Raw genomic sequence first — 15,881 nt, forward strand, 5'->3', positions numbered from 1 at the left:
ATTATTGTGAGTTGGTGGGCCGACTCCAATATCCAAACTCGGCTTATGGTCGCTGCAACCCTTGTGGTGTCCTTGCTGATGAGTTCCCTGACATTTTGGGCTGTGAATAGCATTCAGCAAGATGCTCGCCTGCAGGACAATCGATTTGGCCGGGACTTAGGGTTACTCTTATCATCCAATGTGGCTCCGTTGGTAGCAGACCATAATTATGGAGATTTGGCCAAACTATCGCGGGAGTTTTATAGCCGCACCTCTAGCATTCGCTACATGATTTATGCCGATGAAGAAGGCAGTATCTATTACGGCATCCCCTATTCTGAAACCCAGGTCAATAGTTCCTTGACCTTGCGGCGGTTGATGCAATTGCCAGAGAACTTTATGCCGACTGCTGGATCGGTGATGGTGCGGGAGCATTCAACCCCTGACGGTGAAGTGACGGATGTATTTGTCCCTCTATTGCAGGATGAACAATACTTGGGCGTGTTGGCCATTGGCATCAATCCCAACCCCACGGCAGTAACTTCCTCCCATTTAACCCGCGATGTCACTATTGCTGTATTTATCACCATTTGGGTGATGGTGATCCTGGGGGCTGTATTTAATGCTCTAATCATTACCAACCCGATTAAAGAGTTGGTGGTGGGTGTGAAAACCATTGCCTCCGGCAACTTCAAAAAACGCGTTGACCTCCCGTTTGGCGGAGAGTTAGGGGAACTGATCTTCAGCTTCAACGATATGGCAGAGCGGCTAGAGCGCTATCAGGAGCAAAATATTGAGGAACTGACAGCCCAGAAAGCCAAGCTAGAAACCCTAGTCTCTACCATTGCCGATGGAGCGGTGCTGCTGGATACAGATTTAGCAGTGATTTTGGCGAACCCCACAGCTCGACGCTTATTTAACTGGGATAGCGAAGTCGTCAGTAAAAATGTTCTCAACCATTTACCAGAGCCTGTACAAATTGAGTTGACCCGTCCCCTCTATCAGAGCGCAGCGGGGCAGGAAGGCAGTGAATTTCGAATTACCCTGACTGGACCCACCCCCCGCACGGTGCGTATCTTGCTGACAACGGTTCTGGATCAGCAACGGGAGAAGGTCAAAGGAATCGCCATGACGGTTCAGGACATTACTCGAGAAGTGGAACTCAATGAAGCAAAGAGCCAATTTATTAGCAATATCTCCCATGAGCTGAGAACGCCTTTATTCAATATCAAATCCTTTATCGAAACCCTCCATGACTATGGCGATGACTTGAGTGCCGAAGATCGCCAAGAGTTTTTGGATACAGCGAATCGTGAAACGGATCGCTTGACTCGCCTCGTGAATGATGTGCTCGATCTATCACGACTGGAGTCGGGCAAGCAATATCGTTTTGAAGCGGTTGATCTGCTCCAGCCCGTAGAGCAAACTCTGAGAACCTATCAACTGACGGCTCGCGATCAAGGGATCGAGTTGAGCCACGATATCCAGGCAAATCTCTCGCCCATCTGGGGTAATTATGATTTGCTCCTGCAAGTCCTCACCAACTTAATTGGGAATGCCTTGAAATTTACGCTTAAGGGTGGAAAGGTGATGATTCGAGCTTATCCCTTAGCAGAACATACGAATCAAGTGCGGGTAGAGGTTGCGGATACCGGGATTGGCATTGAGCCGGATGATCAAGCGGCTATTTTCGATCGGTTTTACCGAGTTGAGAATCGAGTCCATACCTTGGAAGGTACAGGTTTAGGACTCTCGATTGTCAGGAATATCCTGGACAAGCATCACGCAAGCGTCAATTTAATCAGCGAGTCAGGGGTTGGGACGACCTTCTGGTTTGACCTCAACGTCTATCGTGACGATTTAGCCAAGCGTGCGGCTGATGAAGCAGACTCTTTAGAAATGCCGGCCCAAGCCTAGCTCACTTACCACCCTAGCCAAGAATGATTAGGGTGCGGGGGTGTTTCAGGTGGGGGAGTAGTGGCCATCTGATCACTGACTAGCTTTGACTCTGCACAAAAAGAGGTAGTATTAAATCCACCAAAGCTTTTGACCGTCGTGGTGCGCAGTCGCAAGTTGGGATTGGCAAACCAAAACCGCTCTTGAGAACTCATAGTGTCATATTCGGTGGTTAAAACGAGGCCATTTTGCGCATCCACCTGATACTGCCCCACGACGGGAACGCTCTCAGCATACCCCCGCTCCCGCAATAACTGACCGGCGTTATTACTACCTTCATGGGGGACTAAAACAAATACCGTTGACCCCCGATGGGAGTCGTTCTCCTCCTGATCCCAGGCCATTGCACCTCGCCACTGCACAAAACACCCGCCGATGGCTAAGTGGGGTTGAGCATGATGTAACTGGCAAATTTCAATGACTTTGGGGTCATCTGGGGCTAAGACCTGGACCTCGATTTCTGTATTTCCCGACTCGGACCGGCGAAGGAGCAAATGGTGGGTAATGCGATGGGACCGCCACCGGCCTTCGCTGAGTTGGAAAAATTCTAGGGCATTCATGTTAGCGCTTGCTCAATCGAGTGGGGGCATTCGGTCAATCCATGGGGTGGAGCTATTCCTCTTCTGTCTCATCGGGGAGATCGCTCTCATCTTCACCATTCACTTTGATGGGCGCTTCGGTCACCTCATCTTCAGGAGCTTCGCTACCACCACCGACGACAATTAAGTCGATTTGTTGGCGATAGTAATCAACGCTCTTGACCTCGACATCAACACGATCACCCAAACGATACTGACAGCGATTTTTGCGACCCACTAAGGTTTGTTGGCGAGAGCGGTATTCATACCAGTCGTCTTTGAGGGAGCTAACATGTACTAACCCTTCGACCATGAGCGTCTCGATGCGGACAAAGAAACCATAGGACTGAATTCCGGTGATAATACCCTGTAATACTTCTCCCGTATGAGTTTGCATTTGCTTGGTCTTTTGCAGCCCCGTTAGATCCTGGCAGGCTTGACGGGCTAAGTCGGCTTGCTCATTCAATTGGGGAATCGCGTCCGTAATCAAGGCATCTAAATGCCGCTGGGTCTCCGGGGGTAAGACATTCCAGCTAATCTGCCCATGGCAATCGCTATGGCGCAAATTCACTTTCTCTTTGGCTCGAGATGTGCGCCGATCGCGCCCTTCTGTAAAGACCGCATGTAAAATGCGCTGATTGAGCAAATCGCCATATCGATTGAGGGGAGAGGTGAAGTGGCCATAGTTGTTGACAAGGGCTAAACCAAAATGTGGCCCTGACACCGCACTGTACTGGACGGGCTTGAGGGTGGATTGCAGTAGCTCAAATAGGATGGCTGAGCGTTCTGAAGTCTGAAAGGTTTGGCTAAAGGTTTGGAAATCCTGGGGCTGAACCGTATCTTCCTGCTGCAAACCGAGGGAGAGCTGGATATTGTCAGCCAACTTGAGTAGATCCTGGAGATCTTGAGCATCAGGTGGAGCTTGGATTTGATAAACCCCTGGAATGGCTAATGCCTGCAGATGGGAAAGAACCAGGTGATTGGCGAGGACTAACAGATCAGCAATGATGCTGTGCGCTTGGGTGGGGGACGCTAAGATAACGGCTCCTAAATCCCCTTCATCACCCATGATTTGGGGAGGAACGGTGGACAGCAACAGATCAAAGCCACCGCGATCATAGCGTTGCTTTTTCAGGGCCTCACTCACCGTCTGAAACAGCTGCATGGCATCTGCGAGGGACTTATCTTTGTGATCTCCATCCAGAATTTCTTGCACTTGTTCATAGGCTAAGTGTTGATCGACATGAATCACAGAAGGCTGAATTTCAAATTCTAGAACCTCCCCCTCGTTATCCAAGGTGACCAAGATGGAAAACGTGAGGTGATCTTTGCCTGCGGTGAGGGCACCAATGCGCTCAATGCAGGTTTCTGGGAAGAGGGGCAGTGCCGTATCCCCGAGGAACATAGCGGCCCCCCGTTGGCTAGCCTGACGTTCGATGGAGGAGTCTGGGTCGAGATAGTAGACTAAGTCAGTGACATGGACGCCCACGCGCCACTTGCTGCCTTTTAATTTTTCGACGGAAAAAGCATGGTCGAGTTGAGTGGGATTGGGGGTGCGATCGCAAATCGTAAACGTGGGCACCTTCAGCAGATTCACCCGCTTTTTCTGATCGGCTTTGCGCAGCTTTTTCGGCAGGGCTTCAGCTTCTGCTAAAACATCTTCAGGAAAAGAGCGAGGCAAATCGTACTTACAAAAGACAAGCTCTGTATCAGCCGCCGATTGGGCATCACTCCCTAGAACTTGGGTGACCCGGCCTAGAGGGGACAGCTGCCCTAAGGGGTAGCGAACAATCTCCACATGTACAAGCTGATCAATCGCCGCTTCCAGGTCGGGGCCATCGGTTTCCTGATGGAGGGCGAGTTCAAATAAAAGGCGATCATCGAGGGGGACGGCTCGATACTCCCCCGCTTCTGTTTTCTTGACCCTGGCAATCACAGATGGGTTGGAGCGTTCTAGGATGAGGCGGACTTCACCTTCGGGACTACGGCGACGGCGACCTTCCTTGGTGACTTTAACCAGGACCCGATCACCATTCCAAGCTGTATTCAGCTGGCTCTCTCGAATATAAATATCTTCCGTATCGTCTTGATCTTGGATAGCGAAGCAAAAGCCTTTACTGGAGCAGCGGAGCTTTCCCTCAACAACCCCTTCTTCTGGGAGACGCTTATATTTGCCGCGCTCTTTGGTGAGGATACCGACTTTTTCTAGGGCCTCTAAGGTGATTTGTAATTGTCTGATGCCATCAGAAGCCTGGCAATCTAATTTTTTTTCTAAAGCTTTTGGAGCGAGTAACTTATCATCTGCAAAGTTGTTCAGCAGAGTACTAATCGAAAATTCCATGCAACTTTTCGTCCTTCATTGTGGCTAGGGCCCGGCTCCAACTCAGTGCCAACCTTGTTGATCGTTCTCGCCATAATGCCAGGAGCATCTGTTCTCCTGGAGGGAATAGCTTGACAAGATTGAGCATGATTCAAACCGCTTAGGTCACTGACACTCATACCCATCAGAAAAAATCTCAGCTCATGGCCCTTTAAGCAATGGTCTAGCAAACTTAAGGGGTTAGAGAATGCTGTTTTAGAAAAGGATTAGGTTTTGTAATGGACCTTGATCCGTTTTTTGCGATCGCAGCATTGATTCTGAGACGTTGACGGAACTGCAGCAAAACAGTTAGAGCATCGAGTGCTTGAGTATGAAAACCTGAAGCGCCCTATGAACATTGTATGCTTTATTGATCGTTCCTCACAGGGGAACAACTGTCAAACGAAATTTGTCAATGGGTTCCTAATACCAATTTCCGATTTTTAAAGGTTGGGAGACTGCCGAGCCTTATCGCTTTCCAGTCACAATAAATGCAACCCTTTGTCCAATATTAGTGGCATGATCGGCCATTCGCTCTAAAGAGCGAATCACTAACATCGACAACAATAAAGGTTCCGTGGGGCCAGAAATAGATTGGCTAGCGAGGACATCGTATAAATTGTCGTAGCAATCGTCTACAGCATCATCTTCCACTTTGACTTGGAGGCCAACTTCCGCATCCAGTTGGGTTAAGGCAGACAAACTCATGGCCAACATACTCTGGCACAGTTCTGACATATGCTCGACTTCGGGCATGTAGGGGGCAACTGGATAGGGAAACAGTTTAACGGCGACTTCGCCAATATCTTCGGCATAATCCCCAATCCGCTCTAAATCTCGAATGAGCTGCATCAGCGTACCGATTAGCCTTAAGTCGCTGGCCACCGGGGACTGCAACGCAATTAACTGCAGACACTGCACCTCAATCTGTTTATAAAACTGATCAATCTTCTTATCCTGCTTGGCGAGGGTATCCACCACCGATAAATCGCGGTTAAACAGAGCGGTATGGGCAAAACGACAGGACTGCTCAACCAATGCCCCCATGCGTAAGACATCACCTTGAATAGTTTGGACTTGTCGCTCAAACTGACTGCGAATAGGTTTTGTCACTTTGGGCAAAGGCGATTGGATTAACATTTCTTTATTATTTACTAATTTAATAACGTCTAGGACAATCTTTGTGATTTAAATTTATTGTTTTAAGTTACCCCGTTTCCAAAAATCAGCATTCAATTAGAGCTGGCTTTTAGAAATCAGATAATTAGGACAATTGACAAGCTGCTTTTAAATAATCTTTAAGAGTATGGAAAATCAATGGTTATATTCATAAAGGCCAGGTTAAAGGTGGTGACCCCATCCATCCTTTGAATGGATCTCCAATACTGAGGTAATAGGTAACCCCAACATGAAGTCTAAGCAAAATCTGCATATTTTTTAGTAGTTCAAAACACACTCTGGTGATCCCTACTGGCTTGTCTAAATCTACTGAGACGCAATTTTGCGGTTCATGTTAACGTTATGCTCGTCAGTCGAGATGATTGCTGGGAGGCAGTTGATGTACTCGCAGTTCCGGTCACAATATCCGACAGGGAGTCTCACCTCTGAGTTACTGAAGGCCGAACCAGACCACTACATTGTTCGTGCCTTGATTCAAGTGGGAGGTACAACCTTAGCAACAGGACTGTCTTCGGCATCGACGGTGGAAGAGGCAGAAGACCATGCCCGGGCTCGAGCGTTAGTGGTTTTGGGCATCGAAGCAGCAACCTTTGAAACCCAGGCCCATTTAATGGGGGAACAGGATCAGGCACGTTTACAGCCTGCATCCTTATCGGAAGACTTGCAGGCCATCGCCAACCGGGCCCTCGACGCGGCGCCGGAGTGGGATGATCCCAGCTTGCAAATGCAAGATATGTCAGCTCCAGACTTTGTAGAAGAAGCGCCCCCTCGTCGAGGGGCCAGTCGGCGACAGAAACCAAAGGCAACCACTTCAAAACGCAAAGCCTCTCGATCCCCCTCGGTTGATACAGCAGCCCTAGACTCTCCCCTCGATTTGTCAGATATTATTGCCCAAACTGATGTGGAACTGAAGCGCTTAGGATGGACCAGCACCCAAGGACGACAACATTTGCAACAAACCTATAACAAGCGTTCCCGCCAACATTTGACCGATCAGGAGCTGCTGGAATTCCTAGATTTTTTGCAATCCCAAGCCAACATTGATGAGGCTCCCTTCTAACCTGAAATGTTAAGTTTTTGCATCAGATTCCCAGATTTTACCCCTGGAGTTAGAAGAGAATCTGAAAGTTGTGTGCAAGAGTAAATTAAGCATATTAGGGTGTAAAGGTGAATCTTTATTGTTAGATTCTTATGAGAGCGTTTTTTAACGTTCCCGATATAACCCAGAATGTGAGTCGGCAAGAGTTTAGGGCAATGGAAGAAAAACGCATGAGCGAGCAAAATCCTTATGAAATCCTGGAAGTTGCTGAAAACGCATCTTTTGAAGATATCCAAAATGCCCGAGATCGCATCATTGCACAGAACCAAGAAGACGAGAAATGTCGGCAAACCGTAGAAGCGGCCTATGATTCTGTACTGATGGATCGGTTGCGTAAGCGACAAGAAGGCAAAATCAAGGTCCCTGAAGGCATCCGCTTTGCCGAACGCTTGGCGGAGAAAAAGCCTCCGAAGCTCAGCATGCCGCAACTGAATCCGTCACCCAACTGGCTGCAGCAGTCCATCGATCAGCCCGATATGCAGGAAATTACCATTGTCGGCGCTTGCTATACGACTCTGGCTGGGATTGCCCTGTTGTCCCAATCCGTTGATACTCTGGCGTTTCTGTTAGCCCTTGGGGTTGGTTTTAGTCTGTACTGGCTGAATCGTAAAGAGCAAAAACTAGGACGGGCGTTACTGTTGACCTTGGCTGCCATTGGTGTGGGAGCCTTGATTGGGTCTGCCCTTTTGCAAACCGGTTTACAAACCGATCCGGTTCAACCTCAAGCTATTTTGAGTTGTGTGCTCTTCGTGATGCTGTGGCTAGTGGATAGCTTCCTCAGATAATGGGTTCTCAGAAATAACCAGCACCATTAGATAGGTGAGGGCTACCGAATGGTCATTATGCTCGTTTTGATCGAGTCGATCATCCAGGCTTGAAGGCTAGGTGTTACATCATCTGTTGGGGCGATAGGCTGCCCTGCTGGCTCATGGGTGGGGGCTAACGACGTCTTACAGCGGCCATCAGTTTTGAGTACTAAGGTCTATTTCTCTGTGCTGAATATAGGCGCGGTGAGTGCTTTGCACCTGATACCAGTTGAGGAAGATACGGGCGATGCCTAGGGCAATTTGTGGGTGATGGTGGCGGATCAAAAATTGCAGGAGCGGGTTGAGGGACTGTTCGTTTAAGTGGCCTTGCAAGGTCAATAACCCCCAGAGTAAACGATGCCAAATAGTGAGCTGGACCATCATCTTGACGGGAAGGGTCGAGTGTTTGAGGTAAAACTGAGCACCCATTCGTCCCCGCTGTTGTTCCTGTTCGATTAACTGAGGCAGTTGATCGAGACTAAAAGGGGGATGCCAGTGATACCCGACGGCTTTAGGGGCTTTGACCAGTTTGAGGCCAAGCTGTTGGAGTCGCACGCCTAACTCTAAATCTTCCCAGCCATATTGCTGAAAACTGGAGTCAAAACCTCCGGTCTGTTCTAGCCAATGACGACCAATAGCAACATTTCCGGTGGCGAAATAGGCGGCTGAATAGTCTGACAGTTTGTAGGGAGTAGCAGATGGATCTGCAAAGTTGCAAGTTTGAATGACGCGGCCATAGGTGAACAGTCGATCATGTCCCAACCGCTGCTGTGCCGCCTGCAGAACCTCAGCATGGGATTGTAAAAAGGACTCGGTGACGACTAAATCGCTATCGATAAACACGATGGTATCGCCTCGGGCCATTTGCAGGCCGAGATTACGGGCAGCAGCTGGGCCTTGGTGAGACTGACAGTAATGCTGTAGTTGGGGAAATGCCTGAGCGTGTAACCAGGAGAGTGTCTTGTCTGTTGAACCATCATCCACCACAATCACTTCGTAGGTATGAGGAGGGGATAAGCACTGCTGGGAGAGGGCTGCCAAGCATTTTTGCAAGATCGGCAGACGATTATAGGTGGGGATAATAACACTAAAAAACAAGTTATGATATTTAGGGATACTCGTGTTTAGGATAGCTTGCGGGGCGAGCTTAAGCCGTTTTGACAAAGCGGATCAGCTCTCGGACTTGATTGAGGAATTGAGCGTCTTCGCTGAGATTTGCGATCGCACTCTCTGTATCCCTCGCTAGCTGCTGATGTTCCACCTGATTATTGACCTTGAGGGTTTCCAGAGCCGTCATCATTCGATTGAGATCCTGGCGGATAGACTCCCATTGCCGCTGCTGCTCACTAATCCAGGCGGTTGGATCGTCTAGATTAAGCCGTTGCATTAGACTTTCAGTCTGCTTTTCCTGCATAGCAATGCGGCCCCGTAACTCCAACACATCTTCTCGGGGATATTTGCACTGGCGCTGAATCATTGATAGGCGTCGGGCGAGAAAAGCGTAGGCTCTGATGCTAGGACGTAGCACAGTCAAAAGGAGAGCCGCTAGGGAACCCAAATAGCCAATGGCGCTAATGTGCCACCAGGCTAAGGCAAAGAGGCCGATGGCAGAGACCCCATGCAGAGCCAAGGCAATCCATAAACTTCGACGATCGACCATCACGGCATATTGGCGCTGTTCCGAATCAATGGGAATACCTTTTTCAAGGGAGAGGTTGATTTCCGCTACCACTTCGCGGGCCTGAAAATGGACGTTCCAAGGGACGGTGGTAATGGTCACCAACCATCCAAAGATGGCGAGCTCCATAATCCAATCCATAAACTGAATGGTGGCGATATCTACCCAGCTAACGGCGCCATAACCAGCCAGAATAATTAAGGCTAGAAAGGCTAGCAGACCGAATGCGATATATCTCATAGTCTTACACTCCTTAAATATTGATGTGAGCCCACGAGCAGTCCAACACTGCCTGTGGAATGTCTCAGCTTTCAGCCGGTGAAGCCCAGCTCTTGTCGCCACTCCTGCAGCGGTTTCTCCCATTGCGCTTCCCACTTTTGGGATAGCAGCGGTTGGGTTCGAAGTCCCAGCTGATATCCCTGGGAAATGGTTGGTAGTAGCGTGGCAAGGGCATCAGGGGTTTTGAGCAGAGCCTTGAGTAAGCCAAAGGTGAGCAGGACCAAGGCCATGGGGCGGCGAGTTTGAGCCAGTTCAAAGGCTTTCAGGCCCAGTTCCCCCGCCACATCAGTGCCGAATCCGGTGATCAGATGCCAAATATCGTGGGTTTGGCGGAGTCGGAGGAGGATGTAGCTGGCATCGTCTCGAACTGCGATCGCACGGTAAAACTCCGGGTCAAACCCCGCTTCCGTCAGCGAGGCAGCATAGCAATAGCCCAGGGAGTCTTGGGGATACTGCAGCAGTGTTTCGAGATCGGGGGAAGGGGCAATATAACGGTCCTGCACCAACTCGGCGGTATTAGCATCAGCCTTAATAAAGTCCACTGCCAACTTCATGGCTTGACTACCGTAGAGCCCATCTTCAATGTCATAGACAGACTGGGTATTGCTGGGATTGCGAAGGAGGGAAATAACGCCCTTACTAATACTGAAGGCATTGCGGGACGTGGTGAGGGGGTGAGACAGAAGCATATTGAAAGTCCTTAAATAATGAGCTGAATGGGATAAGGGGCTAAACCACTTTGTTGAAGGGGTCATGCTCGGCCAATAGTTTTTCTAACTTGGCTTCATCCAGACGGCTGAGCACCCGTTTCGACTCTTCCACGTCGCGGATAGTCTTAGACAAGCTGATGGTGGAGCCGATGGAGAATAAGGTGCCCATGCCCAAGTACCCCTTCATCCAAGGGTTAACGGGCATATAGACAATACCGATGGCGGTAGCGGCAATAGAAACAGTAAAAGAAATCCAGGTTTGGGCAATCCAAGCACTGGTGTGAACGGTGGGAGTGGTGATTTGTTTGTCGCTCATGATGGCCTCCGTTGGGCTTGATTTGATTAATTGCATTCTGGCTTCTGCGTTGGTGAGGCCACAATGACTACACCGTAGAGCTTTGAAGCAATATCAGGGCCAAGAACTATACTGAAGTAGGGTGAAGGGAAGTGAAGTTCTTGAATACTGAAGATCTAGATCAGTGGTGGTCCCCTGAACAACAGCAGCAAACCGTGGAGAAATTGATTCAGCGAGTCGGTCTAACGCGGGTTCGGGCTGAGAGTTTTGTCCGCCTCTGGATTTATGCCCTAGTGCAAGAACAGCTTGCAGACCAACCATGCTTGCGGCCTCCCCTGAAAGATTTGGTCTTGCCCACTCAAAAAGTCATTTGTACCCATCGACAAGCGGCAGACTTGTTTTACTTTGATAAGGACCAAGGGAGCGATCGCGCTGCTGGGATGATGCTGGATAAGCTTGCAGCCCTCGGTTTGGTCCAAAAGCAGTTTGATGGCAATACTACCTGGATCGAAATTCAGCCGATGCCAGAAGGGTGGGATACCTCAGAAGAAACCGTCGAGCTAAAAACTGATGATTTTGACCCTCGCTGTGATGCGATTCCAGTGGCGAACTTGCTGGCCCGGAACTACAACTGGATGAACCAAAACTCGGAAACGGCACCACACCGAATTATGTTGAGACTTCGGCAATGGGCCAAGCAGTATGGAACCGGGATGAGGGTGTTGCGGCAGGTGAATACCCTGAATCCAGTGGGTTTTTATTTGTTGTATCCAACGGATAGTGAATCCGATGTCAATTTCTTTTCGGCACCCAGTAAGGGTCTGCATTTGAGTACTCTGACAGAGGTGGATCCATTCCAAATGGCAACGCCGGGCGATTCAAATTGTGTGTCGGTGTATGTGCGCAGCTGGATGATTGACCCGCTTTATTGGGACCACTATCAAGTCCCGTTTCTAATCGATACCCAGGAAACGTTGCGGCGCATGCAACAGGATTTTCCGAATCTCTGTGACCTACATACTCTAGTGATTCACCCCCTATACGAAAAGATGGGAGTGATGTTGAACTTTCAAAAGACGAGTCTAGATTCGACGAGTTCGATGTATTGGATGTACCGACCATTGGATCGGTTTTTAGCTGTGGACTTACAGAGTCTTCAAAGCTATTCAGATACGAACAGATAGAACTCTCAATCTCCTATACAGTAGGACTTTTACTCTTTGTTCTTCATTGAAGCTGGGTGTGATGAAGCTGGCGCTGCTTGCTGGTTGATGCCGAATTTGGGTGACTTTATAGGAGGACTTGCCACCAACTTCTGAGAAATGTGTTAAATTAATGTCAACTACTATAAAAACATATAGTAGTTGAAAAAAATAGATTTCGAGTAATCGAAGAAACTAATGGCACAAAAGCGCAAAGATAAACCGCAAACAGAAAAGCCTGTGCGATTGTCTGCAATCGATGAAGATATCCTCACGGTTCTTTTGGGACGAGAGTTCTATGGCTTAGAGATTTTGGATGAACTGAATCAGGGCAGGCCGATCACACTAAGTTTCGGTAGTTTATATCCAGCCCTAAACCGTTTAGAGAAGAAGGGTTTGATTTCCTGGCGATGGGGGGATGAGGTGGATGACTCTGGTGGAGCCCGGCGCAAGTATTACAAGGTGACGGGGTTGGGGGCCAATACCCTCAGTGGAGTCCAGCAATATCGGTCAATGTTGGCTCAGCGATCGGGGCAGGGACAACTGGCTTGGAGGTTGCTTTGATATGTCAAAGATAGAGGAACAAAGAAAAAAACTAAAAAAATTCTGGTTAAAACGATTTTTATTAATTACTGGGGGAGTGGTTGCGCTTAGCTTTTCTGTTCCCCGTATTTTGACATTTCAGGATCAGCTTCAGCAGTATTCTAGCTATCACGACCATATTGAACGCCATGAAGAGATACAACAACTTTCTTCACGCTTGAAAGTACTTCAAGAAGATCCCCATTTGGATATTCCAAGATTTGTCAAAGGGGCTGATTTAGAGAGCTACCAGTCGGCGCAGGAGATTTTGCAGCAAGTCCTCCAGCAAGCGGAAAAAATCGACGATCCTTGGGATAAAAATTCTGCATTGCGGGAAAAAACTTCTGTAATGCTTAGCATTGCTCAAGCCTATGAGCAGTTGAAAGATTCCCAGCAGGCGCAAGAAATTTTGCAGCAAGCTCTCCAGCAAGCGGAAAAAATCGACGATTCTGGGTCTAAAGCTTCTGTATTGCTTAGCATTGCTCAAGTCTATGGGCAGTTGAACGATTCCCAGCGGGCGCAAGAGATTTTACAGCAAGCCCTCCAGCAAGCGGAAAAAATCGACGATTCTAGGTCCAAAGCTTCTGCATTGGGTAGCATTGCTCAAGCCTATGGACAATTGAAAGATTCCCAGCGAGCGCATAAGATTTTGCATCAAGCCCTCCAGCAAGCGGAAAAAATCGACCATTCTTGGGATAAATCTTCTGCATTGGGTAGCATTGCTCAAGCTGCTGGGCAATTGAAAGATTCCCAGCGGGCGCAGGAGATTTTGCAGCAAGTCCTCCAGCAAGCGGAAAAAGGGGAAAAAGCTTCTGTATTGGGTAGCATTGCTGAAGCTGCTGAGCAGTTGAAAGATGCTCAACGGGCGCAGGAGATTTTGTATCTAGCCCTCCAGCAGGCGGAAAAAATCTATGGTTCTTGGGAAAAAGCTTCTGCATTGCATAACATTGCTCAAGCCTATGGGCAGTTGAACGATTCCCAGCGGGCGCAAGAGATTTTACAGCAAGCCCTCCAGCAGGCGGAAAAAATCGACGATTCTAGGTCCAAAGCTTCTGCATTGGGTAGCATTGCTCAAACTGCTGAGCAGTTGAACGATTCCCAGCAGGCGTATAAGATTTTGCATCAAGCCCTCCAGCAAGCGGAAAAAATCCAACATTCTTGGGATAAATCTTCTGTATTGGGTAGCATTGCTCAAGCTGCTGGGCAATTGAAAGATTCCCAGCGGGCGCAGGAGATTTTGCATCAAGCCCTTCAGCAAGCGGAAAAAATCCAACATTCTGGGGTCAAAGTTGATGTATTGGGTGGTATTGCTCAAGCCTATGGGCAATTGAAAGATTCCCAGCGGGCGCAGGAGATTTTGCAGCAAGCCCTTCAGCAAGCGGAAACAATCGACGACCCTGGGTACAAATCTTCTGCATTGGGTAGCATTGCTCAAGCCTATGGGCAATTGAAAGATTCCCAGCGAGCGCATAAGATTTTGCAGCAAGCCTTCCAGCAAGCGGAAACAATCGACTATTCTGGGCATAAAGTTGATGCATTGAGTAGCATTGCTCAAGCCTATGGGCAGTTGAACGGTTCCCAGCGGGCGCAGGAGATTTTGTATCTAGCCCTCCAGCAAGCGGAAAAAATCCAACATTCTGGGGTCAAAGTTGATGCATTGGATAGCATTGTTCAAGCCTATGGGCAGTTGAATGATTCCCAGCGGGCGCTGGAGACTTTGCATCTAGCCCTCCACCCAGCGGAAAAAATCCACCCCAAATATTATGTATTGATTAGCATTGCTCAATCTGCTGGGCAGTTAGCAGAAGTTGCATCCATTTCACAGAAACTTTCAGTCCTCTTAGAAGATGCAAATTTAGACACCTCTGTTGTCCCAAACATCACAACAAAGTCTCTGCAATGGCAATTTATCTATCTACTCATCCCGACTGTTTCAGCAGGTATCTTCTTATTTGTTCTTCTCAAATCCCGTAGTCCACTCAATATCTCATTAACAGGACAACTCATCCTTGTTTTTCCAGAAGAGTATGTGGCAAATTTAGTCCTGCTCAAAAAGCAAATGCACAGTGAGCAACGGCCCAAGTTGTATATCCAACTGCGTATGCTGAAAGAAACATTGGCATTAATCTTAGCAATCTATATTCAAATTCCTTTAGATAATCTAGGATTGCCATCCATAAGGCGAAAAATCGACAAATAGAAACACCTGAAGAATCTCATAATGCTTGAGATGGGAATTATCAGTAATATTCAATGAAAAGCCAAACGAAGAAGCCAGCATTTAGCTTGCAAATTAGTGTGTCAGAAGAATCGACTCGCTGGTTGATAGGCAGCCTGATTGCCATTACTCCTGGATCAAGTATTGTGTAAATTACTCAATCTCCTCCCAGCTCAGTAAACCCTTTCTTCCTGCAACCGCAAGCACAACAAACTCAGCAATAGGGATCGTGTCTTATTTCCATGAAACAGCTTTAAGCGTTTGATACTAGGGACCAAGCTCCCATAGCAATATCAATCCGAGCTTTAACCCTGTATAACCAGAATTCCGTTTGGCAGGAGAATAAGCAACATAGGATTTGCTGAAGAAATTTGTAGCTTATTCTGACAACGCTCTCAGAGTAGTCAGTATAAGCAGATCTTCTTATACTGCATTTAGCACTTTTCTAGAGGTTTCCATCCAGTTGACTAAGACTTCAAATTCCTTATGCGCGAGTTGCTGATCGCGTTCTTGAAAAGCAAACTCAAAGTCTTTATGTTCAAATTTCACCTTGGTTGTAGTCCCCACTAGGCGCTCATAAAGCCACTGGCTGCAGGTTTGCCAATTATCTCGATTGATTTCGATATTGAGAAGACTACTGCTGCTTTCTGCGGAACAATGTCCAGTTGGATCAGCCTGACTAGGCAGCTGAGCAGGGGTAACAACAGCATTTTGACGTTCTAGATCCATCGCTAGATGAGCCAGAAAATCGATGATTTTTTCATCTTTTGCTTGAGTATCTTGCACTGAAATTTGAAACTCGATTAAGTTAACCATAAAAATGACTTCTGAAGATTTTTAATAAATATCTATAAATTGAGGCAGTAAGAGTTGCGTATTGATTTTATTTTTTGATCAATCCTATTGCTCGACTGAATCTGACTCAATAAGGGCTGATTATTCTACATCTATAATCCTTAAG

At 47.9% G+C, this 15,881-nt stretch carries 14 protein-coding genes; 6 read left to right on the top strand and 8 right to left on the bottom strand.

From position 1 onward, the window contains the following. The first annotated feature begins 6 nt into the window (after positions 1 to 6). Positions 7 to 1,896 carry a two-component system sensor histidine kinase NblS gene (gene nblS / locus AM1_RS19050; protein WP_049783841.1) on the top strand — a complete coding sequence of 630 codons (1,890 nt, stop codon included), beginning with the start codon at positions 7 to 9 and terminating at the stop codon, positions 1,894 to 1,896. Between the two features lie 5 nt (positions 1,897 to 1,901). On the opposite strand, the gene AM1_RS19055 is transcribed toward nblS, so the two are convergent. The 3 genes from AM1_RS19055 to phoU all read right to left on the bottom strand — a co-directional run bounded on the left by AM1_RS19055 (position 1,902) and on the right by phoU (position 6,012). After that, a complete protein-coding gene (locus AM1_RS19055) occupies positions 1,902 to 2,495 on the bottom strand; it encodes a phycobiliprotein lyase (RefSeq protein ID WP_012164529.1) in 594 nt (197 codons plus the stop codon). 52 nt (positions 2,496 to 2,547) lie between these two features. Further along, entirely contained in the window at positions 2,548 to 4,854 is a 2,307-nt protein-coding gene (locus AM1_RS19060) for a ribonuclease R family protein (protein ID WP_012164530.1), read from the bottom strand. Between the two features lie 486 nt (positions 4,855 to 5,340). Further along, the gene (gene phoU, locus AM1_RS19065; RefSeq protein WP_041660009.1) at positions 5,341 to 6,012 is read right to left on the bottom strand and encodes a phosphate signaling complex protein PhoU; all 672 of its coding nucleotides are present in this window, start codon (positions 6,010 to 6,012) and stop codon (positions 5,341 to 5,343) included. Between the two features lie 418 nt (positions 6,013 to 6,430). Here phoU and AM1_RS19070 point away from each other — a divergent pair, with 418 nt between their 5' ends. Both AM1_RS19070 and AM1_RS19075 read left to right on the top strand, forming a co-directional pair. Next, positions 6,431 to 7,111: a hypothetical protein gene (locus AM1_RS19070; RefSeq protein WP_012164533.1), complete on the top strand. Its 681-nt coding sequence runs from the start codon at positions 6,431 to 6,433 to the stop codon at positions 7,109 to 7,111. 131 nt (positions 7,112 to 7,242) lie between these two features. Continuing rightward, positions 7,243 to 7,935 carry a CPP1-like family protein gene (locus AM1_RS19075; RefSeq protein ID WP_010480550.1) on the top strand — a complete coding sequence of 231 codons (693 nt, stop codon included), beginning with the start codon at positions 7,243 to 7,245 and terminating at the stop codon, positions 7,933 to 7,935. A 177-nt stretch (positions 7,936 to 8,112) separates the two neighbouring features. On the opposite strand, the gene AM1_RS19080 is transcribed toward AM1_RS19075, so the two are convergent. The 4 genes from AM1_RS19080 to AM1_RS19095 form a co-directional block, all read right to left on the bottom strand. Beyond that, a complete protein-coding gene (locus AM1_RS19080) occupies positions 8,113 to 9,054 on the bottom strand; it encodes a glycosyltransferase family 2 protein (protein WP_012164535.1) in 942 nt (313 codons plus the stop codon). A gap of 49 nt (positions 9,055 to 9,103) precedes the next feature. After that, the gene (locus AM1_RS19085) at positions 9,104 to 9,874 is read right to left on the bottom strand and encodes a hypothetical protein (protein ID WP_012164536.1); all 771 of its coding nucleotides are present in this window, start codon (positions 9,872 to 9,874) and stop codon (positions 9,104 to 9,106) included. A 71-nt stretch (positions 9,875 to 9,945) separates the two neighbouring features. Then, positions 9,946 to 10,602, bottom strand: a complete 657-nt coding sequence (locus AM1_RS19090; RefSeq protein ID WP_012164537.1) for a Coq4 family protein — start codon at positions 10,600 to 10,602, stop codon at positions 9,946 to 9,948. A gap of 40 nt (positions 10,603 to 10,642) precedes the next feature. Next, on the bottom strand, positions 10,643 to 10,939 hold the full coding sequence (locus tag AM1_RS19095; protein ID WP_012164538.1) for a YiaA/YiaB family inner membrane protein: 297 nt from the start codon (positions 10,937 to 10,939) through the stop codon (positions 10,643 to 10,645). 140 nt (positions 10,940 to 11,079) lie between these two features. Here AM1_RS19095 and AM1_RS19100 point away from each other — a divergent pair, with 140 nt between their 5' ends. The 3 genes from AM1_RS19100 (at position 11,080) to AM1_RS19110 (ending at position 14,902) form a co-directional block, all read left to right on the top strand. Further along, positions 11,080 to 12,102: a hypothetical protein gene (locus AM1_RS19100; RefSeq protein WP_041660967.1), complete on the top strand. Its 1,023-nt coding sequence runs from the start codon at positions 11,080 to 11,082 to the stop codon at positions 12,100 to 12,102. A 216-nt stretch (positions 12,103 to 12,318) separates the two neighbouring features. After that, entirely contained in the window at positions 12,319 to 12,684 is a 366-nt protein-coding gene (locus tag AM1_RS19105) for a PadR family transcriptional regulator (RefSeq protein ID WP_012164540.1), read from the top strand. Position 12,685: 1 nt separating this feature from the next. After that, positions 12,686 to 14,902, top strand: coding sequence for a tetratricopeptide repeat protein (locus tag AM1_RS19110; protein WP_012164541.1), 2,217 nt, complete (start codon positions 12,686 to 12,688; stop codon positions 14,900 to 14,902). 441 nt (positions 14,903 to 15,343) lie between these two features. Here the strand turns inward: AM1_RS19110 and AM1_RS19115 are convergent, their stop codons facing one another. Continuing rightward, the gene (locus AM1_RS19115) at positions 15,344 to 15,736 is read right to left on the bottom strand and encodes a hypothetical protein (RefSeq protein ID WP_012164544.1); all 393 of its coding nucleotides are present in this window, start codon (positions 15,734 to 15,736) and stop codon (positions 15,344 to 15,346) included. Positions 15,737 to 15,881 lie beyond the last annotated feature (145 nt).

Origin of the sequence: Acaryochloris marina MBIC11017 (genome assembly GCF_000018105.1) — a bacterium.
GTDB classification, from domain to species: Bacteria; Cyanobacteriota; Cyanobacteriia; order Thermosynechococcales; family Thermosynechococcaceae; genus Acaryochloris; species Acaryochloris marina.

Excerpts from the sequence above, each read along its gene's own strand:
- AM1_RS19085 (WP_012164536.1), bottom strand. The coding sequence starts at position 9,874 with ATGAGATATATCGCATTCGGTCTGCTAGCCTTTCTAGCCTTAATTATT.
- AM1_RS19075 (WP_010480550.1), top strand. The coding sequence starts at position 7,243 with ATGAGAGCGTTTTTTAACGTTCCCGATATAACCCAGAATGTGAGTCGG.
- AM1_RS19110 (WP_012164541.1), top strand. The coding sequence starts at position 12,686 with ATGTCAAAGATAGAGGAACAAAGAAAAAAACTAAAAAAATTCTGGTTA.
- AM1_RS19060 (WP_012164530.1), bottom strand. The coding sequence starts at position 4,854 with ATGGAATTTTCGATTAGTACTCTGCTGAACAACTTTGCAGATGATAAG.
- AM1_RS19105 (WP_012164540.1), top strand. The coding sequence starts at position 12,319 with ATGGCACAAAAGCGCAAAGATAAACCGCAAACAGAAAAGCCTGTGCGA.
- AM1_RS19095 (WP_012164538.1), bottom strand. The coding sequence starts at position 10,939 with ATGAGCGACAAACAAATCACCACTCCCACCGTTCACACCAGTGCTTGG.
- phoU (WP_041660009.1), bottom strand. The coding sequence starts at position 6,012 with ATGTTAATCCAATCGCCTTTGCCCAAAGTGACAAAACCTATTCGCAGT.
- AM1_RS19070 (WP_012164533.1), top strand. The coding sequence starts at position 6,431 with ATGTACTCGCAGTTCCGGTCACAATATCCGACAGGGAGTCTCACCTCT.
- AM1_RS19115 (WP_012164544.1), bottom strand. The coding sequence starts at position 15,736 with ATGGTTAACTTAATCGAGTTTCAAATTTCAGTGCAAGATACTCAAGCA.
- AM1_RS19055 (WP_012164529.1), bottom strand. The coding sequence starts at position 2,495 with ATGAATGCCCTAGAATTTTTCCAACTCAGCGAAGGCCGGTGGCGGTCC.
- AM1_RS19090 (WP_012164537.1), bottom strand. The coding sequence starts at position 10,602 with ATGCTTCTGTCTCACCCCCTCACCACGTCCCGCAATGCCTTCAGTATT.